The organism is Mycolicibacterium austroafricanum (assembly GCF_902705885.1).
GTDB classification, from domain to species: Bacteria; Actinomycetota; Actinomycetes; order Mycobacteriales; family Mycobacteriaceae; genus Mycobacterium; species Mycobacterium vanbaalenii_A.
In genome coordinates this window covers 15,798-39,952 of sequence record NZ_CACSIP010000010.1, presented here as the reverse complement: position 1 = coordinate 39,952, position 24,155 = coordinate 15,798, and the positions used below count along the sequence as shown (strand labels likewise).

Genomic DNA, 24,155 nt, shown 5'->3' with positions numbered 1-24,155 from the left:
GCGAGGAGTGCACATGGCGGGACCCTTGCAGGGCTTGCGTGTCGTGGAACTTGCCGGGATCGGTCCCGGACCGCATGCCGGGATGGTGCTCGGTGATTTGGGCGCGGATGTAGCGCGCATCGAACGGCCCGGGGACAGCGTCGGTATCCCGGTCAACAAGCGCGATGCCACGCTGCGGAACCGGCGGTCGGTGGTCGCTGATCTGAAATCCGAGGAGGGACGCGAGTTCGTGCTCGACTTGATCGCCCACGCCGACGTTCTCATCGAAGGATTCCGCCCCGGCGTCACCGAACGTCTCGGCCTGGGACCCGGGGACTGCGCGAAGGTCAACGAGACGCTGATCTACGCCCGGATGACCGGGTGGGGGCAGGACGGTCCCCGTGCAACGCAGGCCGGACACGACATCAATTACATCTCGCTCAACGGTGTTCTACACGCGATCGGCCGACGTGGTGAGCGACCGGTGCCGCCGCTCAACCTGGCCGGGGATTTCGGCGGTGGGTCGATGTTCCTGCTCGTAGGAATCCTGGCCGCGCTCTACGAACGTCACACCTCGGGTAAGGGACAGGTGGTCGACGCCGCCATGGTGGACGGATCCAGCGTGCTGATCCAGGCGATGTGGAGTTTCCGGGCCAACGGCCTGTGGTCGGATGAACGCGGCACCAACCTGCTGGACACCGGCGCCCCCTACTACGACACCTATGTGTGTGCCGATGGCCGATATGTTGCGGTGGGGGCGATCGAGCCGAAGTTCTACGGGGTGCTGTTGCAGGGTCTGGATCTGGCCGACGCGGATCTGCCGGGCCAGAACGATATCGAGCGCTGGCCGGAGTTGCGCGCGCGATTCACGGAGAGGTTCGCCACCCGAGATCGTGACCATTGGGCCGGTGTGTTCGCCGCTGCTGATGCCTGTGTGACCCCGGTGCTGTCCTTCGGAGAGGTTCTCACCGAACCGCACATCGTGGAGCGCAACACCTTCTATGACGACGAGGGTCAGCTGCAGCCCGCGCCCGCACCCCGGTTCTCCCGCAGTGCGACCGGCCCACCGCGGCCGCCACGTCGACGCGGCGCAGACACCGACTCCGTCCTGCACGACTGGACATAGACCCGTCATCAGGTCGGCCGGGGCGGCCACCTGGAAAGGAGTACGGCACGTGGAGATCAAAGACGCGGTAGCAGTCGTCACCGGGGGCGCATCCGGGCTCGGACTGGCTACCACAAAGCGACTACTCGCAGCTGGCGCTCATGTGGTGGTGATCGACCTCAAGGGTGATGCGGTGGTCACCGGATTGGGCGAACGCGCCCGCTTCGTCGCCGCCAACGTGACCGACGAGCGCGGTGTGTGCGACGCGCTCGACCTCGCGGAGTCGCTTGGTCCGGTGCGCATCAACGTCAACTGTGCTGGTATCGGCAATGCCATCAAGACGCTGAGCAAGAACGGGCCGTTCCCGCTGGACGGCTTTCGCAAGGTGGTCGAGATCAACCTGATCGGCACCTTCAATGTGCTGCGGCTGGCGGCTGAGCGGATCGCGCGCACTACGCCCCTCGACGGTGGCAATTCACCGGAGCGCGGCGTCATCATCAACACGGCCTCGGCGGCCGCGTTCGACGGCCAAGTCGGCCAGGCCGCCTACGCGGCGTCCAAGAGCGGCATCGTCGGTATGACTCTGCCGATCGCGCGAGACCTGTCACGAGAACTGATCCGCGTCGTGACCATCGCGCCGGGGTTGTTCAGAACCCCGCTGTTGGGTTCGCTTCCCGAGGAAGCGCAGCAGTCACTCGGAGCGCAGGTCCCGCATCCCGCCAGGCTGGGTGACCCCGACGAATTCGGGGCTCTGGTAACCCATATCGTTGAGAATCCGATGCTCAACGGCGAGGTGATCCGCCTCGACGGCGCCATCCGCATGGCTCCCCGCTGAGGACCGACGGCTCGGTTTCGCCCTTGCTGCAGACGGTTACGCCAAGTTCTTCAACCTCTTCTTCCACAGTACGAAGGCAGCCGTGTTCCTGCAGGGACGCGGTCAGACCGGTTTCTCGGGGTGGGTGAGAAAAACGAGTGGAATGTTTCCTTCGGCCACCGCCGCGAGACGGTCGACGCCGGCGGTGTCGCGTGCCAGCACGATATCCCCGGTTTTGAGATGTATTGTCGCGCCGTTGCTTGCGTGGATTTCGACATGTCCGCTGAAGCGCCACGGGGCATTGGTGGCAGCGGACTCCGGGTCCGCCGCCGACGGCGGGGCCATGCGCACGTCAACCTCTGGTAGAGGGCATTCGCCGTCATCGCTGCCCGGCCTCACCGGCTGGTGCACAACGGTTTCCGTGCGGCGAGCATACGCTGCACCGTGACCAGCAGCTCCCGGTCCTCATCAGCCAGAACAGACGCCCGCGCCTGCAGTGATGCGATGATGTCCCTGAAGCGTTGGTCGAACTGGGGGAAGGTCAACCCGAATAGGGGAAGTATCTCGTCCTGCGGTGGACCACCGAACGGAGCCCACGACCGGACGTACTGAACGATCTGTCGATCGAATGAATCCATGGTCAGTCCCGCTGATTTGTCGTGGTCAGTTGCCGGAACGTGAGCCGGTCCCGTTGTAGAGGGGACTGCTCGCGAGGCGGGAGTGCAGATCGCTGGCGGTGACGATCTCGGCTTGACTCGGCAGGATACGGTCGAGGATGAGGTGGTGTAGGTCCCGGTCATGGTCGAGGACGCCATCGGACAGCACCAGCACCCGGTAGTCGCGGTCAGCGGCCTCGCGAACGGTCGAGAGGATGGCACCGCTGGTGTGGGCACCGGCCAGAATGAGCGTGGTGATGCCGAGGTTCGTCAATCGCTCATCGAGGTCCGTCGTGGAGAACGCGCTCAGGCGGGTCTTCCGCACGACGGTGTCCTCGGGATCGGTTGCCAGACCCGGGTGCAGTCCCGTCGCCAGAGCGCCGTTCTGAAAACGGCGTTCACGAGCTACCTCGGAGAATTCCCGGCTTGTCGACGGTACGAAGCGATAATCCAGATCGTCGAATGCTGTTCGGACGAAGCAGATATGGCCGCCATGGCGGCGGAACGTCCCGATCGCGGAGTTCACACTGAAGATCAGTGAATCTGAATGATCAAGGGTGCCTGTAACTTCTGGCTCGAGATCAATGGCCACGAGCGCGCATTGCTTCGGTTCGATCGCGCCATTCGCCTCAGCAGATCCGACCCGGAACTCCTTGGGCACTCGTTGATGCCCGCGGATCCATGCCAGCCGGTTCTGCGCGAGCGGCCATTGTGGGAAATGCATCCGTCGCGGCCAGTTCCGCCACACGGGACTATTGTGCATGTGACTCTCCTAGTGCATCGGTATTGTGATTTCGCCGCTGCTCTCATTTCACCGGGTATTGCTCCCGCGTTCAAGTGGCCATACTTCATATGGCGAGTTGCGTTGTCGCAGAAAGTTTCGGTGTCAATGGCGAATTGTGTTCAGCTGCACACTGTCCGGTGACTGAAACGAAACCGGTCCGAAGCACTACTAGCGCGCAGTCCAACCGCCATCGACAGCCAAGACCTGACCGGTGATGAAGGACCCGGCATCGCTAGCGAGCAGGAGCAGTGCTCCGGAGAGTTCGCCGTCGCGTCCGGCCCGTGCCATCGGTGTGTTGCGGCGAATGTAGGAGCTACCGGCGTCGTCATCCAGCAGTTCGGCGGTCGCTTCACTGGGGAAGAAGCCGGGCGCCAACGCGTTGACACGGATCCCGTGCCGGGCCCATTGGACCGCCAGTTCCCGGGTCAGGTTGATCAGCCCGCCCTTGGAGGCGCAATATGCGGCCTGCCGGTTCGGTGCTGCGGCAACGAGTCCGAGGATGGAGGCCACATTGATGATGTTGCCGCCGCCGCGCTCGATCATCCGTCGTCCTACGAGCTGCGTCAGCCGGAACGCGCCGACGAGGTTGACGTCCATGACGTATCGGAAGTCGGACAGGTCCTCGTCCTCGGCCCTTGCGGGGATACTGGTACCGGCGTTGTTCACCAGGATGTCGATCGGGCCGACCCGCTCCTCGATCGCCCGGTGTACGGCTTCTGCTGAATCGAGATCGGCGATATCGCAGGGCATGGCGACCAATTCGGGATGAGTGGCACACAGGGACTCGAGCCGATCCATGCGGCGCGCAGCGACGACTACTTTTGCGCCTGCTGCCTGCAGAGTGAGGGCGAACTGGACGCCCAGACCGCTGGACGCGCCTGTCACCAGCGCGGTACGCCCGCTGAGGTCGAAAATCTGATCGGGTGCCAGTCCTACAGCCGGCTCGGCATCCAAGGTGTCGGACGTCATCGTGTGGATGCTCACCTTTCGGTTTCTGAGACGATGTCGATCCACGTCTGTACCGGCAGACCTGCGAGCGCGACCGTGGATTCGCCGGGTCTGCCAGTGAGGGCGGCCCGACCCATGACCAGTGCACGGGTAGCACAAGCCGCGTCGTCTGCGGCGATGGCGAGTGCATCGGGGGAGTCGCTGAATGTGCCACCTGGCAGGAACGCTGCGTAGCCATGCGCTACGGCGGCGGCGGCGACCGCGAGGTTGCTGGCATGTGTGCCGGTTACGCCGGGGATCTCGGATGCAGGAATGAGAAATGCTTCGACGAGGGGACGGACCGGTTCGGTCAGCTTGGCGTTGCCACCAACGAACACGTCCTTGGTGTAGAGAACTTCGAACAATGCGGGGTTCATCGCCGCGAACTCGACGTAGGCCCGTGCCGCGCGGACGAGACGTTCGGTGGGATCGGTTTCACCGTCGACGACCCTGGCGATGTGCGCAGCGAGAACCTCGCAGGATCTGATCGCGATCGCAGTCAGTAAATCCTCGCGATCGGTGAAGTGGCGATAGGGGGCGCCGGGACTGACCTCGAGTCGCCGACATGCCTCGGCGATCGAGAACGTCGCGACGCCATCTCGTGCGATGAGCTCGACCGACACCTCGACCAGGGCGTCGCGCAGGTTCCCATGGTGGTATGAGCGCCGCTTGAGCGCACCCGATCTCACGGATTCCTGACTGGCCACTCTTCAGATGTTAAGGGTTTTAACATTGCTACTGCAAGTCGCCGAGCCCTGGGCCGCCAGGTGTCTTGCATCACATGTAAATGTCACTTACTATCCACATGTAAGTAGCTGTTACATGTAGCCCAGTAGGAGTTTCACCGATGGCTTCCCCTGAGAAGACGCTGGTCAGGTCGTTGCAGCGCGGCCTGCAGATCATCAATGTTGTCGCTGCGGAGGGCCCCATCCATGCCAAGCTCGTCGCCCGGGCGGTGAAGTTGCCGCTGCCCACCGCCTATCACCTGCTGCGCACCCTCGTCCACGACGACTACCTCGTACGACTGGATGACGGTTCATACGTTCTCGGTAAGAGTTGCCGCGCAGCGGCCGCTCTCGCGCCCGACACGCGGGAGCTGCAATGTCTCGCCGGGTTGAACTAGCGGCATGCACACCGAGTCGGTCGCATCGCCGACCCTGATTCAGAGTCTTCAGCGGGGGATGAGGCTGGTGGAGGCGGTCACCCGGTGGGGACCGTTGACCGCACGTGAACTGAGCAACCGAACCGGCATCGTGCTGCCAACGACGTACCACCTCGTCCGCACTCTGGTCCATGAGGGCTACCTGCGCCGACTGGCCGACGGGCGCTACTCGCTGGGCTATCAGATGGCTTCCGTCAATCAACTGGAGTTCCGGGCAAGGAGTCTGCGATTGATCCGAGAGGGCATCGCCGCCCTCGCCGCCGAGGCACGCGTCACTGTCAGCATCGGTGAACTATGCGACGGCGACATCGTGGTGACCCAGTTCGTCACGCACGCCTCCACACCGAGATTCGAATGTTGGCGAGGCATGACGATCCCCGGACATGCCACTGCCGTCGGCAAGGACATCCTGCGCCGGATGTCGACGCCGCAACGAGCCGCCTACGTGGCGAAGCACCCGTTCGAAGCCCGCACCACCCACACGGTCACGACAGCCGCGAGGCTAGAACATGAGATGGCTGATAATGAGGTCGCGCGCAGCGACCAAGAGTTCGCATACGGGATATCTTGTGTCGCAGTGTCTTTAATCGGGGGAGAAAGGCTGATGGCGTTGGGGGCAGCCTTCCCGTCGAGCCGAACTCCACGAGTCAGGGAGCAGACGGAAGCTACCGTCTCCCAGACAGCGGCACGGATATCGGACGCCATCGGTATCGCGTCGGCCAGCGCGGCAGACACCGGCTCACGGAAGTAGCGGTCGCGCGGCGTCTCACCGAATCGATCAGACCCCTCCGCATCAGCGTGCACATCGGCCGGTGGCTATCTGAAATGCACTCGCTTGTTGTTGCCGTGGGCGCTGTATTCACTTGATACAGAGCGGCGGTGGTAACGGTTGCGCCGGAACGGGACAACGAGTAGAGGGTGGAAGCACAGACCGATGTGGGACAAGATGGCCGGGACTGAGTGCGGCGTCGTGGAGCTGCTTGCCAGCTGTGTCGAGAAGCATCCGGACGCCACGTTCCTGGATTTTGCCGGGGAGGTGCACACCTATGCAGATGTCTGGGAGCGTGCGCGGGACCTTGCGGGAGCTTTGAACGCCCTCGGTGTGCGCAAGGGGCAGACAGTGGTCAGCTTGCAGGACACCCACATCGATGCGGTCGCGTCGTGGATTGGCGCCAATATGCTCGGTGCGGTATGGGTGGGCACCAACACAGCCCTGCGCGGCGAGTTCCTTCGTCACGTTGTCACCGATACCGGGGCGGCCGTGGTGATAGCCGAACCCGATTTGGTGGAACGGCTGGTAGCGATCGATGACCGACTGTCTCATGTCGAAATCGTCCTGCACAGGGGGACAGAACGATTCGATGGCCCGAGCCGGATCCGGATCGAGCAGCTCGACGACTACCGGAACAGGACGGCACCCGCTCCGGTCGCCGCCGAAGCGGATGACCTGATGTGCCTGACGTACACGGGCGGCACGACGGGTCCGTCCAAGGGCTGCATGATCAGCCATGGTTACGCGATGAACATCGCCCGGTGCGGACTCGTGCAGACGCAACGGCAGCCAGACGAACTCAACTGGAGTCCATTGCCGATGTTCCATCTCAACGTGCTGTCCATGACGTTGATCGGAACCATGATGCTCGGGGGCACCGCTGCGCTCGCACAGCGCTTCTCGGCATCCGGTTTCTGGCCGGAGATCGAGCGAACCGGAGCGCGCGTCGTCAACCTCATCGGCGGACTTCCGGCGATTGTCGCCCAGGGCCCCGATACGCCCGAGATGAAGCGTTGTTACGGACAGATCAGGATGGTGCACGCCGTGCCATTCCCTGAGCCGCTACAACAGGTGTGGCGCCAACGATTCGGTGTGAAGACACCCGGAGCCAAGGGGTACGGGATGACGGAAGTTTTTCCGATCACCCTGCAAGCACCCGAGGAATCGGCACCAGCGGAATCTGCCGGCAAGTTCAACTCCGACGATCTCGAAGTTCGGATCGTCGATGACCAGGACAACGATGTTCCCGTCGGCGATGTGGGCGAGGTCATCTGTCGGCCGCGCCGGAACAACGTGATGTTCCAGGGCTATTGGCGTCGACCGGAAGCAACAGTGGAGGCGACGCGGAACCTGTGGTTCCACACCGGAGACCTCGGCAGAGTCGATGCCGCGGGGCATTTCTATTTCGCCGATCGCAAGAACGACTATATGAGGCGCCGTGGTGAGAACATCTCCAGCCAGGAGCTGGAGAACACGTATATGGGGCACCCGGATATCGCCCAGGTCGCGGTACATGCGGTCGCGTCCGAAGTCACCGAGGACGATGTGAAGGTCACGGCGGTGCTGCACCCGCAATCCGCGCTGGCACCGACCGAGCTGTTCGAATGGTCGAAGGACCGAATGCCCTATTTCGCCTTGCCGCGCTACATCGAGTTCCGGACGGAGCTACCGGTGAGCCCGCTGGGGCGGATCCACAAGTACCTGCTCCGCGAGCAAGGCTGTACGCCGGCCACCTGGGACCGCGAACAGAGCGCCGTGTCATGGGAACGTCGATGACCGCGAATCAAGTCACGGTACTGACCTCCTCACGAGAGATGAACCGAGATCGTTGCGCCATCATCGGCGTCGGGACTACCGATTTCAGCTTCAACTCCGGACGTTCGACGCTGACCCTCGCCGCACAGGCCGCCAGTCAGGCAATCACCGATGCAGGCCTGCAGCCGGCCGAGGTCGACGGCATCGTGCGATGCGAGATGGACGAGGTGCTGCACGCCGATCTCGCTGCGACGCTGGGGTTGTCGAACGTCAACTTCTGGGCGGCGGGAAGCTGGGCGGGGGCTGCGCCGTGCGGCATGGTCGGCCTGGCAGTCAGCGCAGTCCTGTCAGGCCAGGCTAAGAACATCCTGGTCTTTCGGGCACTCAACGGCAGATCCGGCCGGAGATTCGGGCGAGACTGGACCAGCGGGCGGACGGTCGGCGGCGCCGGCAGCTACCTCGAGTTCCTCTCGCCCTACGGCCTGCAATCTCCGGGCATGGCATATGCGCTTTTCGCGCGCAAGCATATGGCCGATTACCACACCACAAGTGAGCAACTCGGGCATATCGCCGTGACCTGCCACAGCCGAGCCAACGAGAATCCGACAGCGCAGCGGTACGGCAATCCGCTGACGATGGAGAAGTATCTCGACTCCCGAATGATTGCAGATCCGTTGCGGCGTTATGACTTCTGCCTGGAAACAGATGGGGCGGCGGCAGTGGTCGTGTCGTCAGTCGAGCGAGCTCACGACACCGACAAGCCAGCCATCCTGATCCGTGCTGTGGCTCAGGGCGACGAAGCCGTTCCTCGCCAAGGCGGACTGTGGGGCAACCTGCTGACGGGACCGCTCACTAACAGCAGTAGCGCACTGGCCCGACGGCTTTACCGCCTCGCGGGGCTGGGGCCGGAGGATATCGATGTAGCGCAGATCTATGACTGCTTCACCATCACCGTTCTGATGCAGCTCGAAGACTACGGATTCTGTAAGCGCGGCGAAGGCGGGCCCTTTGCGGCCAGCGGCGCCCTGGATCTCGACGGGTCGCTACCGATCAACACCTCGGGAGGCAACCTGGCGGACGGGTATATCCACGGGCTCAGTCACATTGTCGAGGGCGTACGCCAGCTGCGCGGAGAATCGACGGCGACAGTCGCCGGTGCGCAGACCTGCCTGGTCACCTCCGGCATGCCGGGCCCCGGAAGCAGTGCCCTCATCCTTCGCCGTGAGTGACAGCACGGTGCTACCCCAACAATTTCGGATCACCCGCTGAGGAGAACACCATGACGGAGGCGACCTACATACTGGGCGGCTGGCAATCCGATTTTGCAGAGAAGGCGCCCGCGGGCGACATCTTCCCGCTCATCGAATCCGCAGTGGTCGGAGCGCTCGACGACGCCCGGATGGAGGCGGACAACGTCGATGTGATTCACGTCGGCAACTTCGCCGGAGAGATCTTCAATGGGCAGGGCCAACTCGGCGGCCTCGTCGCCGCGGTCGACCCGCGCCTTGCCGGCAAGCCCGCGTCGCGTCACGAAGCCGCCTGCGCATCGGGCAGCATGGCCGCCTTGGCCGCGATGGCCGATATCGAGAGCGGACGATACGACGCCGCTTTGGTTGTCGGCGTGGAAGTGCTTCGCAACATCGGTGGACAGGAGGCCGGACGCAGGCTGGGCTGTGCAGCGTGGGCGGGCCGTGAGGTAATCGACGAGCCGTACCCATGGCCGGTCATGTTTGGCCGTATCGCGGATGAGTATGAGCGCCGTTACGGCATCGACCACCGGCACCTGGGCCGCATTGCTGAGATCAACATCTCCAATGCGCGTCGGAATCCGCGCGCTCAGACCAGGGACTGGCAGCTGACCAGTGAGTCATTCTATGAAGACGATATCCAGAACCCGGTTGTGGCCGGGTGGTTACGTCGTCAGGACTGCAGTCGCATCACCGACGGTTCGGCGGCGGTGATCCTTGCGTCACGACGTTACGCCGCGAGTTGGGCACGGCATCACAAGGTTTCGCTGGACAGCGTGCCACGCATCCTGGGGTGGGGGCACCGCACGGGGACCATGCTTCTGGAAGACAAGTTCGCCGCGAGCGCGGAGGACGAGTACGTGTTCCCACACCTTCGTCGGGCGATCCTGGACGCCTACGACCGAGCCGGCTGCAGCGGCCCGACAGAGCTGGACCTGGTGGAGACCCATGACTGCTTCTCGGTGTCGGAGTACGCCGCGATCGACCACTTCGGCATCACGCCTCCGGGCAAGTCGTGGCAGGCCATCGAGGACGGCGTCGTCGATCATGACGGAGGTCTGCCGATCAACCCCAGCGGCGGTCTGCTCGGACTCGGCCATCCAGTCGGCGCCACCGGAGTACGAATGTTGCTCGACGGTGCCCGGCAGGTCACGGGAACGGCCGGGGAGTATCAGGTACCCAACGCCCGAAAAGCAGGGCTGCTCAACATCGGTGGATCCGCGACCACCGTGGCGGCCTTTGTCGTCGGCACGTGATCGCGCACTCCGGCCGAGAAGCTCACCATCTGAAGACGAACCCATTGCCGGGATGAGCCCTCACAGGGAATCCTTCGAGTATCGACCACATCTCGCCGACTACACGGTTCAACTGGAGGAAATATGGCTGCTTCGACGTTGATTATCGATACTGACACCCACATTACCGAGCCACCCGATCTCTGGACCAGCAGGATGTCCAAGAAGCGCTGGGGCAACCTTGTGCCACAGGTCAAGTGGATCGAAGAGCGCAAGGGCGAGTTCTGGTGCATGAACGATCAGCCCGTGTTCACCGTGGGCACCTGCATCATGGTGCCGGGTGAGGATGGCAAGCCGATGCGGTCGCCGAGGTTCCCCGATTACGCCGATCGGTTCTCCTCTATGCACCCTTCGGCATTCGATGCCAAGGCGCGGTTGCAGGTCATGGACGACTACGGAATTCAGGCGGCCGCATTGTTCCCCAACCTCGGGTTCGTCGGGCCGAACATCTTCGCCGCGGCCGGTCCGGACGCCCTCGATTTCCAAACAGCCGCGTTGCAGGCATATAACGACTTCCTGCTGGACTGGAGCTCCGTTGCCCCGGATCGCCTTCTTCCCCTGGCGCTGATTCCCTACTGGGACGTGAACGCCGCAGTCGCCGAGATCGAACGTTGCGCCGCTGCCGGCCACAAGGGACTCGTGTCGACGGGTAAGCCGCACCAGCACGGGCAACCCCTGCTGGCTGACCGGCACTGGGATCCGATGTGGGCTGCCGCGGAGGCTTCTGGACTGTCCATCAGCTTCCACGTCGGTGGTGGGGATCTGGGCACGCATATGAACGACGAGCGCACCAGGGTAGAGGGGTGGCGCGCTACCCTTGCCCGCCTCACGACGTCCTTCTTCCTGGAGAGCGGTATCACGCTGGCGGATCTGCTGATGTCGGGTGTACCGGCGCGGTACCCGAAGCTGCGGTTCGTCTCGGTGGAAAGTGCGATCGGTTGGATTCCGTTTCTGCTGGAGTCCTTGGACTTCCACTTCAAGAAGTACGAACCGTGGCTCGAGCGCCCGGAGTTCCACAAGGACGGAATGCTGCCCAGCGACTACTTCCGCCGCCAGATCTATGCGAACTACTGGTACGAGGATCTCCAGTCGTGGCATATCGATGCCATCGGCGAGGACAACCTGATGTTCGAGACCGACTATCCGCACCAAACATGCTTGGACAAGTCCGAGATCGAGCACTCCATCGAGGTGGGGCTGAAGAGCGTCAGCGACGTGACCAAGGAGAAGATCCTGTGGCGGAGCGCCGCCTCACTGTTCAACATGGACATCACCAAGCTCGAACAGCTCACCTGATCCCGTGAGCAGCATGGCACCGTTGCCGGTGACCAATGACCCGGACACGGCAGGATTCTGGCTCGCCGCACAACGAGGTGAGGTGGCCGTCTGTGCCTGCGCCAATTGTGGTGTTGTACTGCACCTGCCGCGGTCGTACTGTCATTCGTGTCGGTCGTGGGCGACCGAATGGAAGGTGGTTGCACCGTGGGCTCGATTGGTGTCCTGGACCGTGGCCGAACATCAGGTGCACGCCGCTTTCCCGGTGCCGTACACGTTCGTCCTGGTCGAGCTCGACGCAGCCCCGGGAGTCCGCCTCGGGGGCTACATTGCAGGACGTCCGGACCTGAGAGTTGGTACTCGAATGCGGGCGCATTTCGTGACGCCGTCAGAGGACGTCACACTTGTGAACTGGATACCCGACGATGGATCCATATCCGGTGAAGCAGTGATGCAACGCACCATTTGAACTAACGCCCCTTACGTCGCCACTCCGGCAGACACAAACTGGTGGCGACCAGGTTGATGTTGAAATGCCAGACAGCTCTGCGTATCTCGCCCCAACTCAGTAGTAGAGGCGCAGAGTCGCAACTTCCAGCGTGGTCGAATCCGTCCGCAACCAACACCCTGATAATGGAGTAGATGACATGAGCAATGAGGCCGTCGTCCGCGCTTTCCTCAAAGGCATGGAACAGCCGCTGTCCAAGGTACCCGCACACCTGCGGGCGTCGATGACCGATGACGCGGTGTGGGGAAACTCGGGTTTTCCGCCCTGCGTGGGGATCGAGGACATCGTGTCCAAACACGAGATGAGTGGCGAGGTGTTCGGCGACTACGTACTTACCGCGGAGGTGTTCCACCTTGCCGAGGGACCTGACGGCGTGGTGTTCACCGAACGCGTCGACGTCGGACGTACTCAAGCGGGTGAGGAGATCCTGACAGTGCAGGTGGTCGGGGTGTTCGAGGTGCGCGACGGCAAGATCGCCAGGTGGACCGACTACTTCGACCCACGCGGCCTTCTGGCGGGACTTTCGGAGCTGCCCGACGTGGAGGCCTATTTCACCGGCAAGAAATAGTCACGAGCGAGTCCTGATGTGGCCGCCCACGGTGATGTCGTCGGTTGCTGACGACATCACCGTGCGTGACCGGACTCGCCGTACGGATCGAAACACCCGCGCACGCAAGGAGGATGGAGGATGCCCATGGCGCATCTGTTGATCAACGGTGTGCTGCGTGAGGCAGCCGACGGGCGAACCTTCCCGAATGTCAATCCCGCGACCGAAGAGAGCATCGGGGTTGCGCCGGACGCCGGTCGGGAGGATGCAGACGCTGCGATCGCGGCAGCGCGGCATACCTTTGACAACACCACGTGGTCACAGGATCATCAGTTCCGCGCCCATTGTCTCCGGCAGCTCAGGGACGGGTTGTATGCCGAACAGGAGAACTTGCGACAGATCCTGGTGCAGGAAGCCGGCGTTCCGGTCGCGCTGACCCATTCGATCTGGCTCGACACCATCCTCGATGCGGTCTCCTACTGGGCGGACCTGGCGACCAGCTATCCCTATGAAGTACAGATGTCGTCGCGCGCCACGCTGGCTGGCGTGACATCTCAACGCACGGTCCTTCGGGAGCCCATCGGTGTCGTCGCGGCGATCACGCCGTGGAACTATCCACTGCCGTTGAATGTGTTCAAACTCGCGGCGGCACTGGCGGCCGGATGCACGGCCATCCTCAAACCGGCCCCCGACACGCCCTGGAGTGGTACGGCACTGGGGCGCATCATCGCTGAGCGAACGGATATACCGGCCGGTGTCGTCAACGTGGTGACGGGTGCTGCTCCGCGACTCGGGGAAGTCCTGGTGCAGGATCCGAGGGTCGACATGATCACCTTCACCGGGTCGACCGGTGTCGGAAAGCGCATCATGGCCGCCGCAGCCGACAATGTCACCCGGGTGTGCCTTGAACTGGGAGGCAAATCCGCGAACATCATCCTGGACGACGCCGACCTGCCGTCGTTGGCCGCACAGATCGCCGGAGTCTGCGCACATGCAGGTCAGGGGTGTGCTTTGACCACCCGACTTCTGTTGCCGCGCAGCAGGTACGACGAGGGTCTGGCCATCACCCAAGCCGCTTTCGAGTCGCTGCGCTGCGGCGATCCTTCTGACCCGGACGTGATCGTAGGACCGGTGATGAACGCCACGCAACGTGACAGGATCCTGAGCCTCATCGACAAAGGCAAGCAGGAAGCTCGGCTGGTCGTCGGGGGCGGCAGGCCAGGTTACATGCCGGTGGGGTTCTACGTCGAGCCGACGCTCTTCGCCGACGTCAGCCCCGACGCTGTCATCGCCCAGGAAGAGATCTTCGGTCCCGTTCTTGTGGTGATCCCCTACGACAACGACGAGGACGCAGTCCGGATCGCCAACAACAGTGTGTTCGGACTGTCGGCAGCCGTGCACAGCCCGGACACTGGTCGAGCCCTGTCCGTCGCACGGAGACTGCGTACCGGCACCGTGGGTATCAACGGTGCTGTCTGGCTGGCCGCCGACACACCCTTCGGTGGTTACAAGCAGAGCGGACTTGGTCGTGAGCTCGGTGCAGACGGGTTTGCCGAATTCCTCGAGACGAAATCCATTGCGGTACCAGGCTGATACCCGAAGGTCCCGTTCCTTTGGAAAATGGAAGGACACGCCGTGCTTGGACTGATGCAGAATCGTGCGCTGGTGTTACCAAACATATTTCATCGCGCCGAGCGATACTTCGGACACAAGCCCGTCGTCACGGCCACGGCCGGAGACACGGTGTCGACATCCACCATCGCCGATGTGTGTGGACAGGTCCGGCGGCTCGCGACCGCCCTCGATGCACTGGGTATCGGTGATGACGCACGGGTGGGAACCTTCTGCTGGAACACCGAACAGCATCTGGCCCTGTACTTCGCAGCCCCGTGCACCGGCCGGGTTCTGCACACGGTGAACATCCGCTTGTTCACCGAGCAGATCGTCTTCGTCGTGAACCATGCCCGGGACGAGATCATGTTCGTCGATCGTTCTCTGCTCCCGGTGTTATGGCCGCTGGCAGAGAAGCTGTCGACGGTGAAGTACTTCGTGGTCATCGACGACGGGTCCGCTGACAGCGTCCCCGACGATTCCCGGGTACTGCGGTACGAACAGCTGCTGTCGGACAACGAACCCTATGAGGGCGAGTTCGACGTCCGGGACGAAAACACCGCCGCAGCGATGTGTTACACCTCCGGAACGACAGGTAATCCGAAGGGGGTCGTCTACTCGCACCGGTCCACCGTGCTGCAGGCACTGGCCACACTCGCCGCTGATGTGCTTGGGTTGTCCGAACGTGATGTAGTGATGCCAATCGTTCCGATGTTCCATGTGAATTCGTGGGGCCTGCCCTACGCAGCACTGCTCACTGGGTCCGGCCTCGTACTGCCCGGGCCGAATATGACGCCCAAGGCGCTCGTGACTCTGCTGGCCGACCACAAAGTCACCGTTACCGCCGGCGTGCCGACGATATGGATGGGCATCGCACCATTGCTGGGTGACTACGATCTGTCTGGTTTGCGCATCATTCTCAGCGGCGGTTCCGCCGTTCCGACGGCGCTCTCGCAGCGGTATCTACGGGCGATCGGGGTGCCGATCACCCAGATCTGGGGGATGACCGAAACCAGCCCGGTGGCCACGCTGTGCACACCGCGAACCCACCATGAAGGCCTGAGCGAGGATGAGCGGTTGCGCGTCCAGGCACGTCAGGGGCCACCGGTACCGCTCGTCCAACTACGCGTCTGCGATCCGGCAACCGGGGCGGAGGTTCCGTGGGACAACAGCAGCACCGGGGAAGTACAGGCTGCGGGACCGTGGATCGCCAGCGCGTACTACGAGTCGACCGACCACGAGACGTCCTTCACCGACGACGGCTGGCTTCGTACTGGAGATGTCGCGGTGTGCGACGAGTACGGGTCCGTGTTGCTGGTCGACCGGACGAAAGATCTTGTGAAGTCCGGCGGTGAGTGGATCAGCTCAGTGCACCTCGAAAACGAAATCATGGCGCATCCCAAAGTTTCTGAAGCTGCGGTAATCGCCATCCCGCATGAACGATGGGTCGAGCGCCCCCTGGCGTGCGTCGTGGTGAAAGCAGGAGAATCGTTGACCGCCGAAGAGGTCATAGAGCACCTGGAACCAAGGGTGGCCAAGTGGTGGTTGCCCGAGGCCGTCGAGTTCATCGATGCCGTACCCAAGACAAGTGTCGGAAAGTTCAGCAAGAAGACCCTTCGGGCCCAGTTCGAGAACTACCGGCTCGCTGAAGGCGGTTCGTCAGGCATGCAGTGATGCCGAGCCCGGCAGACGACGCTCACCACCGGGGTGTCGTCTCTGCCTGCAATCAGTGTTGAACAACTCATGGAGAGTCCGTCGTCCCCGTGGCGTACCGGAGAGAGAGCTAGAACAATGAAGCGGTTGATCTTCGACGTCGAACATGAGCAGTTGCGGCAAACCGCCGCCCACTTCATCGCGCGGGAGGTCGCGCCGAACGCCGAGAAGTGGGAGCGAAACAAGATCGTCGACCGGGCTGCGTACGTCGCCGCTGCGAACTACGGCCTGATCGGATTCAACATGCCCGAGGAGTACGGGGGAGGCGGATCCGATGACTTCCGGTTCAATGCCGTGGTGGTCGAGGAACTCGCCAAGTTCGGCTTCCTCACGCCCGCGTTGAGTGTCCACAACGACATCGTCGGACCGTACTTCAAGGATCTGGCCACCGCTGAACAGAAGCAACGCTGGCTGCCCGGCTTCGTCTCCGGTGAACTGATCGGCGCCATCGCAATGAGTGAGCCGGGCGCCGGCAGTGACCTGGCGGGCATTCGCACCAGCGCCGTGCGCTCAGGCGACGACTGGATCCTCAATGGATCAAAGACATTCATCTCGGCCGGCATCAACAGTGACCTCGTCATCGTGGTCGCCCGTACCGACCCCTCGGCCGGGCACAAAGGCCTGTCATTGCTGGTGGTGGAACGTGGCATGGAGGGCTTCGAGCGGGGCCGCAAGCTCGACAAGGTAGGCCAGCCCGCGCAGGACACCGCGGAGCTGAGCTTCACCGATGTTCACGTACCCGGCAGCAATCTCCTCGGTGAACAGAACCGGGGCTTCTATCACCTCATGGCCAATCTGCCGTCCGAACGGTTGTCGATCGCGATCGCCGCGATCGCGGGCGCACGAGAGACCTTCCGCCAAACACTGCAGTATGTGAAGGATCGCAGCGCATTCGGGCAGAGCATCGGCAGTTTCCAGCACAACAGGTTTGTCCTTGCGGAGCTGGACACCGAGCTCGATATCGCCGAACAGTACGTTGACCGTTGCCTGCGAGGCGTATTGGACAACGAGTGCACAGCCGTGGATGCGGCCAAAGCGAAGTGGTGGTGCACGGAGCTGGCGAACCGTGTGGTCGATGCATGCCTTCAGCTTCATGGCGGATACGGGTACATGAACGAATACAAGGTGGCCAAGGACTTCGTCGATACCCGCGTTCAGACGATCTACGGCGGGACCACCGAGATCATGAAGGACCTCATCGGCCGCAGCATGGGATTCTGAATCGCCCGTGCGGTGGAGATTCGCGCCATCTGAATTTCAGGCCGTGTCGCACCTGAGAACGTCGAACTACCTTGGGATCAACACATCAGCCCCATACACCGTGCGGCACAGACAAAATGGAGGGCCACCGTGATCTTTGACTTCGATCAGCATCTGTTCGAGTACCCGGAGATGTGGATGGATCATTGCGATCCCGACAAACGGCATCTCGCACTGGAGCTCACGCGCGATGAGCTGGGCTATCCGTGGCTGTACTCGAGGACCACCAACCAGCTGATGTGGATCTACGGAAAGACAGTCCCCGAAGACGGTTTCGTATCATTCTTCGGCCCGTGGCAGAATTGGAAAGACCGGAAGCCTGCCGAGATCGACTACGTCGCAGACATGCCCATGTCCTGCACCAACGCGAAGGCGCGGGTCGAGCAGCTCGACGAGCTCGGTGTCGACAAGACGATTCTGTATCCGCACTTCGGCGCCGTATGGGGACGCTACGTGTACAACCGGCTGGACATCATCCGCGCGAACTTCACTGCCTGGAACCGCTGGGCGGTAGCCGTACGGCAGGAGGGGGCCGGGCGTCTGGAGCCGACGGGCCACGTCACCCTCAGGGGCGGCGATCTGGGCTGGCTCGAACAGGAACTCGCGTACCTGGGCAACAACGGAATCAAGGCTGCGTTGGTCTCGTACGGTCTGGTCGACGGCCGCCGGATGTCTCACCCCGACCACGACAGGGCATGGAAGGCGTTCGTAGACAACGGAATCGTTCCGATCTTCCATATTCAGGATGCCGATGTGCGTGCGAGCTGCCTCGACGAAGGCTGGTTCGTGGACGCCGGTGATCCGTTGTTCACGGCCCTCGATATGACCTTCTCCCATCTCGGGGTCCAGGTCGCTGCTGCAGATCTCATTCTCAACGGTGTGTTCGACAGGTTCCCGGATCTGAGGTTCGCGACGGTTGAACTCACCGCAGGCTGGATCAACGGGCTCATCGGGATGAGTGCTGAAGGTATCCCGGGCAGTACCGGCAACGTCATCAACGGGCCCGGCCTGGATATCTCGTATCGTTACGAGGCGGTTGCGCGGCGGCATACCGTCGACCTCAAACGACAGCCCAGCGAGTACCTGCTCGATCACTTCCGCAGCACCGTCAATCCGATGGAGCCCATCGCCAGCTACATCACCGAGACGGGACTCGAGAACAACGTCATGTTCGGCAGTGACTGGCCGCACAGCGAGGGCTTTGCGCACCCGCTGACGACATTCGGTGCAGTGCTCGACGACATCACGTCAGAACAGAAAGCGAAGTTCTACGGTGGCACGGCAGCTGAGCTCTTGGGCGTTTCCTGAGAGCGCGCGGCTCGCGGACGGGAACGCACGAGGGCGCGTCCGGAGTGGACTGTCGATCTACATCTATGGACCGTGCAGTCGAAGTTGGATTGTGTGCGTTGTCCCGACGGCGGCTGGCCGGTGGCGCCTCTGTTACGAAAAGGAACCGAAGTTGACTGATCCACTGCAGGGCCGTTGTTTCCACGATTGACCGTTACTTTGGTGGCCATCTGAGAACTGGGTCGTAGTGAGATGGCCGCCGATCCGACCGAACAAGTTAGTCAAAAGGATGGCTGATCGAAGTGCCTCGGTGAGACACGGGAATCGGCGATCGATCCAGAAGGGTGGTTTCGATGACCTCGACTGCAGAGTCCAGGACCAGTACCGGCTACCGCAGTACCGGCCCGGAGTTCGGGATACGAGACCGTTACATCTCGCCGGAGTTCGCCCGGATGGAGAACGAGAAACTCTGGCCGCGCGTCTGGCAGGTCGCGTGCCGGGTGGAGGAGGTTGAAAATCCCGGCGACTACTGTGAGTACACGATTGCCGACCAGTCGATTCTTCTGGTGCGCAGCGAAGATGGTGAGATCAAGGCTTTCCACAACGCGTGCCAGCACCGGGGCATGCGGCTGAAGGAAGGCCGGGGATCTTGTGCAGAGTTGCGCTGTCGCTCCCACGCCTGGTGCTGGAATCTCGACGGGTCATTGAATGAGGTCGTCGATCCGCAGGATTTCGACCCCGACGCCATCTCAGCAGAAGCGCTGCGACTGCCCGAGTGCCAGGCTGCAGTATGGGCAGGGTTCGTATTCATCAACATGGACCTCGAGGCGCCCTCGCTTGACGAGTTCCTCGGACCGGTGCGCAGTCGTGTCGAACACTACGGAATCGACAAGATGACGTGTACCCGGATACGTACCACGGTCATCGATGCAAACTGGAAGCTGTGCCATGAGGCGTTCGTCGAGACTTACCACGCGGTGGGTACCCACCCGCAGGCCCTGAGATATCTCGACGACACGGGCATGATCTATGCGCAGCACGGTGACCACGGGATGCATCGCATCCGGCCGGGAAACATGGGTAAACCGAGCGCCCGGCTCGAGGACGACGGCAGCGACCGCACTGATGTGCTGATGGCGTTGCTCGCGGACCTGGGTGAATTCGACTACTACAACGAGCAAGATGTCGAAATGGCGAGCTCGTTGATGGAGACCGTCAAGGCGTTGCCCGACGACGTGTCGCTGGGCTCGTTCTTTGCGGGCATCCGACGCCAGCAGTCGGCCGCCGAGGGGGTGGACCTCAGCCGGTACGACGACTCTGAGCTGCTGGCCGGCGAACTGTGGAATGTCTTCCCGAACTTTTCCATTCCCTGCAACGCCGGCAACGCACTGATCCTGAGATTTCGGCCCAACGGGCTCAACCACGAGCAGTCCCTCTTGGATGTCTATTACCTCAAGTTGGTACCGGACGGCGCGGAGAGGCCGCCGCTGGAAAGCGAGTACTACCAGGACTGGCGCGATACCAAATTGTGGGGCACGGTCATGATGCAAGACTTCACCAACTTGCCGATATGGCAGCGCGGCGTGCACTCGATCGGCTACCGCGGACCCGTGTGGGGACGTCCTGACGGGAACGTCGCCAATCTGCACCGCGCGTTGGCCGAGTACCTTTCGAAGTAGGAGATGCTCGCCGACAAGCATTCGATCACCGTTGAACCGAGCGGTATCGAGCTTGAGGTCCATGACGGTGAAACGATCATGGGGGCCGCCCTGCGTGCCGGCTACCGCTGGCCGTCGCTGTGCGGCGGAGACGGCACGTGCTCCATCTGTTGGGTTGAAGTGCTCTCCGGTGGCCGACGGCTCTCGGAAGCCGGCCCAGCCGAACGGGACACCCTGGAGCTCGTCCCCGCGCTGGTGCGTCGAACGCGCGTAGTCCGGCTGGCCTGCCAGGCCCGTGTGCAGGGTGACGTCAGGGTGCGCAAAACCGGTGTGAAACCGAGAACGAGCGGTGTCAGCGAAGCGCCGGACTGATACCTGACAGGCGCAATCGGACTGTGCGTACCCACCGTGCCGGCAGTACTCGAGTATCTGAAATAACGGTCGTTGCAGTGGGTCCCGTGCATCACAAGGGTGTACTGAGGTGACAACGCTGAGGAGAGTGGCTATGGACAGTGCCGTGAAGATCGAGCTTTATCGGATGATGTACATGATCCGGGTCTACGAGGAGGCCATCCTCCGCGAATACCACGCGGATAAGAAGCCCAGCTTCGATATCGCCAAGGGGCAGATTCCGGGTGAGATGCACCTTTCGACCGGCCAGGAACCAGTCCCTGCCGGCTTCTATCCGTATCTACGGCGGGACGACGCCGTGACAGGTCCCCACCGTCCGCATGGCTGGGCACTGGCCAAAGACGTGCACCTGGAGAGGATGACCGCCGAAATCTTCGGCCGCATCGACGGTCTCGGCAGGGGTCGGGGCGGACATATGCACTTGTTCGATCAGGATGCGCACTTTTCGTGTTCCGGAATCATCGCCGAAGGATTGCCGACTGCGGTGGGAATGGGGATGGTGTTCAAACGCCAGGGGACTGGGCGAGTGGCCGTTGCGGTGTGCGGCGAAGGTGCGGCAAACCAAGGCGCCTTTCATGAGTCGCTGAACCTCGCGGCGCTCTGGAACCTCCCGGTGATCTTTGTCGTGGAGGACAACGGTTGGGGTGTGTCAGTCGCGAAGGCTCAATCGACGTGTGTGGCGTCCAACGCCGAACGCGCGGTCGCCTACGGGATTCCGGGTGTTCTGGTCAAAGACAATGACGTGGAGACCGTCTACGAGGTCGCCGGCGAAGCCATCGACCGTGCACGAACGGGCGGTGGCCCAACCCTGATCGAGGTGGAGACGCTCCGCCTGTGGGGACATTTCGAGGGTGATCCGCAACTCTACCGGCCGGATCTCGACGGGCTTGCAGCGCTGGATCCGGTACCGAACTATGAGCGCCGGTTGCGTGATGCGGGGGTACTCGACGACGAAATGGTCGCAGCGACCAGGTCCTGGGCGGTTGATCGGGTGGAAAGTGCGATCGCGTATGCAAAACAGTCTCCGCAGCCCGATCCCGCGACGGCGCGCGATTACCAGTTCGTTTAGACCACAGACAAATCCCACAGGAAGTCGATCATGACCACCAGTACAGAAACAACGGCGCGTGCCACTCGGAAGCTGACCGTCTCCAAGGCCATCGTCGAAGCGATTTCAGCAGAAATGGACGACGATCCGGCGGTTTTCGTGATGGGCGAGGACATCGGTAAATTCGGCGGGGTGTGGGACGAGACCACCGGACTGCTGGAGAAGTACGGCGCGGACCGCATCATTGACACTCCGATTTCGGAGACCGCCTTCATCGGCGCTGCAGTCGGCGCCGCCGTGGAAGGGATGCGTCCGATTGTCGACCTCATGTTCGTCGACTTCTTCGGTGTGTGCATGGACCAGATCTACAACCACATGGCCAAGATCCCGTTCCTCTCGGGTGGGAATGTCAAGGTGCCAGTCGTTCTGATGGCCGGGGTGGGTGGAGGATATTCTGACGGCGCACAGCATTCACAGTGTCTGTGGGGCACCTTCGCGCATCTGCCCGGAATGAAAGTCGTCGTCCCCAGCTCACCGGAAGACGCCAAGGGCATGATGACTGCCGCGATCAGGGACGACAACCCGGTGGTCTACCTGTTCCACAAGGGCATCATGGGCTTGTCGTGGATGTCCAAGTCACGTCGGTCGATCGGACCGGTGCCGCGCGAGCCCTATGAGATCGAGTTGGGCAAGGCCAAGGTCGTTCGTTCCGGCGCCGACGTCTCCATCGTGACGCTCTCGCTTTCGGTGCACCACGCGCTGGATGTGGCCGATGAACTCGCCGATCAAGGGATCGACTGCGAAGTTGTTGACCTTCGCAGTGTGGTTCCCCTGGACACCGAGACCATCATTGAGTCGGTCACGAAAACCGGTCGGCTCATCGTTGTCGACGAGGACTATGAATCCTTCGGGCTATCAGGCGAAATCATCGCCCGGGTCACTGAGCGCGACCCATCGTTGTTCCGAGTCCCGCCCGTGCGGGTCGCTGTTCCAGATGTTTCGCTGCCTTATGCACGTCCGTTGGAGACGGCAGTCCTGCCCACACCCGAGCGCATTCGCGCGGCCATCACAGAAATGCTGAGGAAGTAAGAGACACATGGCAGAAATCCTGTTCCCCGCGATGTCTGAGAACGATCCTGACGCCGAGGGGGTGGTATCCACGTGGTTCGTCGCCGAAGGTGACGTCGTTGAGGAGGGCGACCTCATCGCCGAGGTCGCGGTCGACAAGGCCGACATGGAGATCGTTGCGTCGCAGGCGGGCACCATCTCCCTGTTGGTCGCGGAAGACGAAGGCGTCAAACAAAATGCACCCATCGCTACGATCAACTGACCGTTGATGGTCGACCCCGGCGGCCGAAGACTACTTCGCCTAGAGGTTCGCAACGCCCAGAAGCCCATCGAGTCGAAACCATCGTGGATCAAGGTTCGCGCTCGGACGGGCCCGGAGTACACAGAGCTGAAGTCCCTGGTGCAACGTGAAGGTCTGCACACTGTGTGCGAGGAGGCCGGATGCCCGAACATCTATGAATGCTGGGAGGACCGGGAGGCGACATTTCTGATCGGCGGGGAACAGTGCACCCGCCGCTGCGACTTCTGTCAGATCGACACCGGCAAGCCCGCTGAGTTGGATCGTGACGAGCCGCGTCGTGTCGCCGAAAGTGTCGCAGCAATGGGGCTGCGGTACTCCACGGTTACCGGCGTGGCCCGTGATGACCTACCCGATGGCGGCGCCTGGCTGTACGCAGAGACCGTGCGCGCGATCAGGGCTCTGAACCCGAACACCGGCGTCGAGCTGTTGGCGCCGGACTTCAACGCGATCCCCGAGCAGCTCGACGAGGTCTTCGAATCGCGTCCAGAAGCCTTTGCGCACAACCTTGAAACGGTTCCGCGGATCTTCAGGCGTATCCGCCCGGCGTTCAGCTATGAGCGCAGCTTGGGCGTACTGACGGCTGCGCGGGACTTCGGGTTGACCACGAAGTCGAATCTGATCCTCGGGATGGGGGAGACGCCGGCTGAAATAAGGATGGCATTGGGAGATCTGTTCGCGGCCGGCTGTGAGATCGTGACCATCACCCAGTACCTGCGCCCATCCGTTCGGCATCATCCCGTGGAGCGCTGGGTAGACCCTGAAGAGTTCGACGAGCACGCGGCTTTTGCTGAAGAACTTGGCTTTCCCGGCGTGCTGGCAGGTCCACTGGTGCGTTCGTCGTACCGAGCGGGACGGCTGTACGCGCAGGCGCTCGCGCGGCGATCGGGGACTCACGTTTGACCGCTTGGATCG

At 62.4% G+C, this 24,155-nt stretch carries 25 protein-coding genes; 20 read left to right on the top strand and 5 right to left on the bottom strand.

Annotation, left to right across the window (positions count from 1 at the left end):
* Positions 1-13 precede the first annotated feature (13 nt).
* Entirely contained in the window at positions 14-1,105 is a 1,092-nt protein-coding gene (locus BEMPMBAN_RS07975; protein WP_159229826.1) for a CaiB/BaiF CoA transferase family protein, read from the top strand.
* Between the two features lie 49 nt (positions 1,106-1,154).
* Positions 1,155-1,919 carry a 3-hydroxyacyl-CoA dehydrogenase gene (locus tag BEMPMBAN_RS07970; RefSeq protein WP_159229825.1) on the top strand — a complete coding sequence of 255 codons (765 nt, stop codon included), beginning with the start codon at positions 1,155-1,157 and terminating at the stop codon, positions 1,917-1,919.
* A gap of 102 nt (positions 1,920-2,021) precedes the next feature.
* Here the strand turns inward: BEMPMBAN_RS07970 and BEMPMBAN_RS07965 are convergent, their stop codons facing one another.
* From BEMPMBAN_RS07965 to BEMPMBAN_RS07945, 5 genes are all read right to left on the bottom strand, one after another.
* Positions 2,022-2,243 carry a cupin domain-containing protein gene (locus BEMPMBAN_RS07965; protein WP_159229824.1) on the bottom strand — a complete coding sequence of 74 codons (222 nt, stop codon included), beginning with the start codon at positions 2,241-2,243 and terminating at the stop codon, positions 2,022-2,024.
* Between the two features lie 50 nt (positions 2,244-2,293).
* Positions 2,294-2,536 (bottom strand): hypothetical protein, encoded by a 243-nt coding sequence (locus tag BEMPMBAN_RS07960; protein WP_159229823.1) that lies wholly within the window; start codon positions 2,534-2,536, stop codon positions 2,294-2,296.
* Between the two features lie 25 nt (positions 2,537-2,561).
* On the bottom strand, positions 2,562-3,302 hold the full coding sequence (locus BEMPMBAN_RS07955) for a cysteine hydrolase family protein (protein ID WP_159229822.1): 741 nt from the start codon (positions 3,300-3,302) through the stop codon (positions 2,562-2,564).
* 204 nt (positions 3,303-3,506) lie between these two features.
* A complete protein-coding gene (locus BEMPMBAN_RS07950) occupies positions 3,507-4,307 on the bottom strand; it encodes an SDR family oxidoreductase (RefSeq protein WP_159229821.1) in 801 nt (266 codons plus the stop codon).
* 11 nt (positions 4,308-4,318) lie between these two features.
* A complete protein-coding gene (locus BEMPMBAN_RS07945; RefSeq protein ID WP_159229820.1) occupies positions 4,319-5,032 on the bottom strand; it encodes a TetR/AcrR family transcriptional regulator in 714 nt (237 codons plus the stop codon).
* Positions 5,033-5,172: 140 nt separating this feature from the next.
* On the opposite strand from BEMPMBAN_RS07945, the gene BEMPMBAN_RS07940 reads away from it, so the two are divergent.
* From BEMPMBAN_RS07940 to lipA, 18 genes are all read left to right on the top strand, one after another.
* Positions 5,173-5,448, top strand: a complete 276-nt coding sequence (locus BEMPMBAN_RS07940) for a helix-turn-helix domain-containing protein (protein ID WP_159229819.1) — start codon at positions 5,173-5,175, stop codon at positions 5,446-5,448.
* A 4-nt stretch (positions 5,449-5,452) separates the two neighbouring features.
* Complete coding sequence (locus BEMPMBAN_RS07935; protein ID WP_159229818.1) at positions 5,453-6,238, top strand: IclR family transcriptional regulator; 786 nt, start codon at positions 5,453-5,455, stop codon at positions 6,236-6,238.
* Positions 6,239-6,433: 195 nt separating this feature from the next.
* Positions 6,434-8,035 (top strand): AMP-binding protein, encoded by a 1,602-nt coding sequence (locus BEMPMBAN_RS07930; RefSeq protein WP_159229817.1) that lies wholly within the window; start codon positions 6,434-6,436, stop codon positions 8,033-8,035.
* On the top strand, positions 8,020-9,243 hold the full coding sequence (locus tag BEMPMBAN_RS07925; RefSeq protein ID WP_234897362.1) for a thiolase C-terminal domain-containing protein: 1,224 nt from the start codon (positions 8,020-8,022) through the stop codon (positions 9,241-9,243). Before BEMPMBAN_RS07930 ends, BEMPMBAN_RS07925 begins: the two co-directional genes overlap by 16 nt.
* A gap of 50 nt (positions 9,244-9,293) precedes the next feature.
* Positions 9,294-10,517 carry an acetyl-CoA acetyltransferase gene (locus tag BEMPMBAN_RS07920; RefSeq protein ID WP_159229816.1) on the top strand — a complete coding sequence of 408 codons (1,224 nt, stop codon included), beginning with the start codon at positions 9,294-9,296 and terminating at the stop codon, positions 10,515-10,517.
* A 123-nt stretch (positions 10,518-10,640) separates the two neighbouring features.
* On the top strand, positions 10,641-11,852 hold the full coding sequence (locus BEMPMBAN_RS07915) for an amidohydrolase family protein (protein WP_159229815.1): 1,212 nt from the start codon (positions 10,641-10,643) through the stop codon (positions 11,850-11,852).
* Between the two features lie 13 nt (positions 11,853-11,865).
* Positions 11,866-12,300, top strand: coding sequence for a Zn-ribbon domain-containing OB-fold protein (locus BEMPMBAN_RS32925; protein ID WP_159229888.1), 435 nt, complete (start codon positions 11,866-11,868; stop codon positions 12,298-12,300).
* A gap of 178 nt (positions 12,301-12,478) precedes the next feature.
* On the top strand, positions 12,479-12,907 hold the full coding sequence (locus BEMPMBAN_RS07905) for a limonene-1,2-epoxide hydrolase family protein (RefSeq protein ID WP_159229814.1): 429 nt from the start codon (positions 12,479-12,481) through the stop codon (positions 12,905-12,907).
* 126 nt (positions 12,908-13,033) lie between these two features.
* Entirely contained in the window at positions 13,034-14,479 is a 1,446-nt protein-coding gene (locus BEMPMBAN_RS07900) for an aldehyde dehydrogenase family protein (RefSeq protein WP_159229887.1), read from the top strand.
* 27 nt (positions 14,480-14,506) lie between these two features.
* Positions 14,507-16,171 carry a long-chain fatty acid--CoA ligase gene (locus tag BEMPMBAN_RS07895; protein WP_234897359.1) on the top strand — a complete coding sequence of 555 codons (1,665 nt, stop codon included), beginning with the start codon at positions 14,507-14,509 and terminating at the stop codon, positions 16,169-16,171.
* Positions 16,172-16,288: 117 nt separating this feature from the next.
* On the top strand, positions 16,289-17,431 hold the full coding sequence (locus BEMPMBAN_RS07890; RefSeq protein ID WP_159229812.1) for an acyl-CoA dehydrogenase family protein: 1,143 nt from the start codon (positions 16,289-16,291) through the stop codon (positions 17,429-17,431).
* A 129-nt stretch (positions 17,432-17,560) separates the two neighbouring features.
* Positions 17,561-18,778, top strand: coding sequence for an amidohydrolase family protein (locus tag BEMPMBAN_RS07885; RefSeq protein WP_159229811.1), 1,218 nt, complete (start codon positions 17,561-17,563; stop codon positions 18,776-18,778).
* A gap of 332 nt (positions 18,779-19,110) precedes the next feature.
* Positions 19,111-20,436, top strand: coding sequence for an aromatic ring-hydroxylating oxygenase subunit alpha (locus BEMPMBAN_RS07880; protein ID WP_159229810.1), 1,326 nt, complete (start codon positions 19,111-19,113; stop codon positions 20,434-20,436).
* A 3-nt stretch (positions 20,437-20,439) separates the two neighbouring features.
* Positions 20,440-20,787 (top strand): 2Fe-2S iron-sulfur cluster-binding protein, encoded by a 348-nt coding sequence (locus BEMPMBAN_RS07875; protein ID WP_159229809.1) that lies wholly within the window; start codon positions 20,440-20,442, stop codon positions 20,785-20,787.
* A 133-nt stretch (positions 20,788-20,920) separates the two neighbouring features.
* Positions 20,921-21,895 carry a thiamine pyrophosphate-dependent dehydrogenase E1 component subunit alpha gene (locus BEMPMBAN_RS07870; RefSeq protein WP_159229808.1) on the top strand — a complete coding sequence of 325 codons (975 nt, stop codon included), beginning with the start codon at positions 20,921-20,923 and terminating at the stop codon, positions 21,893-21,895.
* Between the two features lie 30 nt (positions 21,896-21,925).
* A complete protein-coding gene (locus BEMPMBAN_RS07865; protein ID WP_159229807.1) occupies positions 21,926-22,963 on the top strand; it encodes an alpha-ketoacid dehydrogenase subunit beta in 1,038 nt (345 codons plus the stop codon).
* A 7-nt stretch (positions 22,964-22,970) separates the two neighbouring features.
* Positions 22,971-23,204: a biotin/lipoyl-containing protein gene (locus BEMPMBAN_RS07860; RefSeq protein ID WP_159229806.1), complete on the top strand. Its 234-nt coding sequence runs from the start codon at positions 22,971-22,973 to the stop codon at positions 23,202-23,204.
* A gap of 6 nt (positions 23,205-23,210) precedes the next feature.
* On the top strand, positions 23,211-24,143 hold the full coding sequence (lipA, locus tag BEMPMBAN_RS07855; protein WP_425294944.1) for a lipoyl synthase: 933 nt from the start codon (positions 23,211-23,213) through the stop codon (positions 24,141-24,143).
* Positions 24,144-24,155: the final 12 nt, after the last annotated feature.

Coding starts and splice junctions, on each gene's coding strand:
- BEMPMBAN_RS07890 (WP_159229812.1), top strand. CDS start 16,289: ATGAAGCGGTTGATCTTCGACGTCGAACATGAGCAGTTGCGGCAAACC.
- BEMPMBAN_RS32925 (WP_159229888.1), top strand. CDS start 11,866: ATGGCACCGTTGCCGGTGACCAATGACCCGGACACGGCAGGATTCTGG.
- BEMPMBAN_RS07930 (WP_159229817.1), top strand. CDS start 6,434: ATGGCCGGGACTGAGTGCGGCGTCGTGGAGCTGCTTGCCAGCTGTGTC.
- BEMPMBAN_RS07915 (WP_159229815.1), top strand. CDS start 10,641: ATGGCTGCTTCGACGTTGATTATCGATACTGACACCCACATTACCGAG.
- lipA (WP_425294944.1), top strand. CDS start 23,211: ATGGTCGACCCCGGCGGCCGAAGACTACTTCGCCTAGAGGTTCGCAAC.
- BEMPMBAN_RS07905 (WP_159229814.1), top strand. CDS start 12,479: ATGAGCAATGAGGCCGTCGTCCGCGCTTTCCTCAAAGGCATGGAACAG.
- BEMPMBAN_RS07900 (WP_159229887.1), top strand. CDS start 13,034: ATGGCGCATCTGTTGATCAACGGTGTGCTGCGTGAGGCAGCCGACGGG.
- BEMPMBAN_RS07870 (WP_159229808.1), top strand. CDS start 20,921: ATGGACAGTGCCGTGAAGATCGAGCTTTATCGGATGATGTACATGATC.
- BEMPMBAN_RS07925 (WP_234897362.1), top strand. CDS start 8,020: ATGGGAACGTCGATGACCGCGAATCAAGTCACGGTACTGACCTCCTCA.
- BEMPMBAN_RS07950 (WP_159229821.1), bottom strand. CDS start 4,307: ATGACGTCCGACACCTTGGATGCCGAGCCGGCTGTAGGACTGGCACCC.
- BEMPMBAN_RS07895 (WP_234897359.1), top strand. CDS start 14,507: ATGGAAGGACACGCCGTGCTTGGACTGATGCAGAATCGTGCGCTGGTG.
- BEMPMBAN_RS07935 (WP_159229818.1), top strand. CDS start 5,453: ATGCACACCGAGTCGGTCGCATCGCCGACCCTGATTCAGAGTCTTCAG.
- BEMPMBAN_RS07965 (WP_159229824.1), bottom strand. CDS start 2,243: ATGGCCCCGCCGTCGGCGGCGGACCCGGAGTCCGCTGCCACCAATGCC.
- BEMPMBAN_RS07865 (WP_159229807.1), top strand. CDS start 21,926: ATGACCACCAGTACAGAAACAACGGCGCGTGCCACTCGGAAGCTGACC.
- BEMPMBAN_RS07875 (WP_159229809.1), top strand. CDS start 20,440: ATGCTCGCCGACAAGCATTCGATCACCGTTGAACCGAGCGGTATCGAG.
- BEMPMBAN_RS07960 (WP_159229823.1), bottom strand. CDS start 2,536: ATGGATTCATTCGATCGACAGATCGTTCAGTACGTCCGGTCGTGGGCT.
- BEMPMBAN_RS07940 (WP_159229819.1), top strand. CDS start 5,173: ATGGCTTCCCCTGAGAAGACGCTGGTCAGGTCGTTGCAGCGCGGCCTG.
- BEMPMBAN_RS07975 (WP_159229826.1), top strand. CDS start 14: ATGGCGGGACCCTTGCAGGGCTTGCGTGTCGTGGAACTTGCCGGGATC.
- BEMPMBAN_RS07880 (WP_159229810.1), top strand. CDS start 19,111: ATGACCTCGACTGCAGAGTCCAGGACCAGTACCGGCTACCGCAGTACC.
- BEMPMBAN_RS07920 (WP_159229816.1), top strand. CDS start 9,294: ATGACGGAGGCGACCTACATACTGGGCGGCTGGCAATCCGATTTTGCA.
- BEMPMBAN_RS07860 (WP_159229806.1), top strand. CDS start 22,971: ATGGCAGAAATCCTGTTCCCCGCGATGTCTGAGAACGATCCTGACGCC.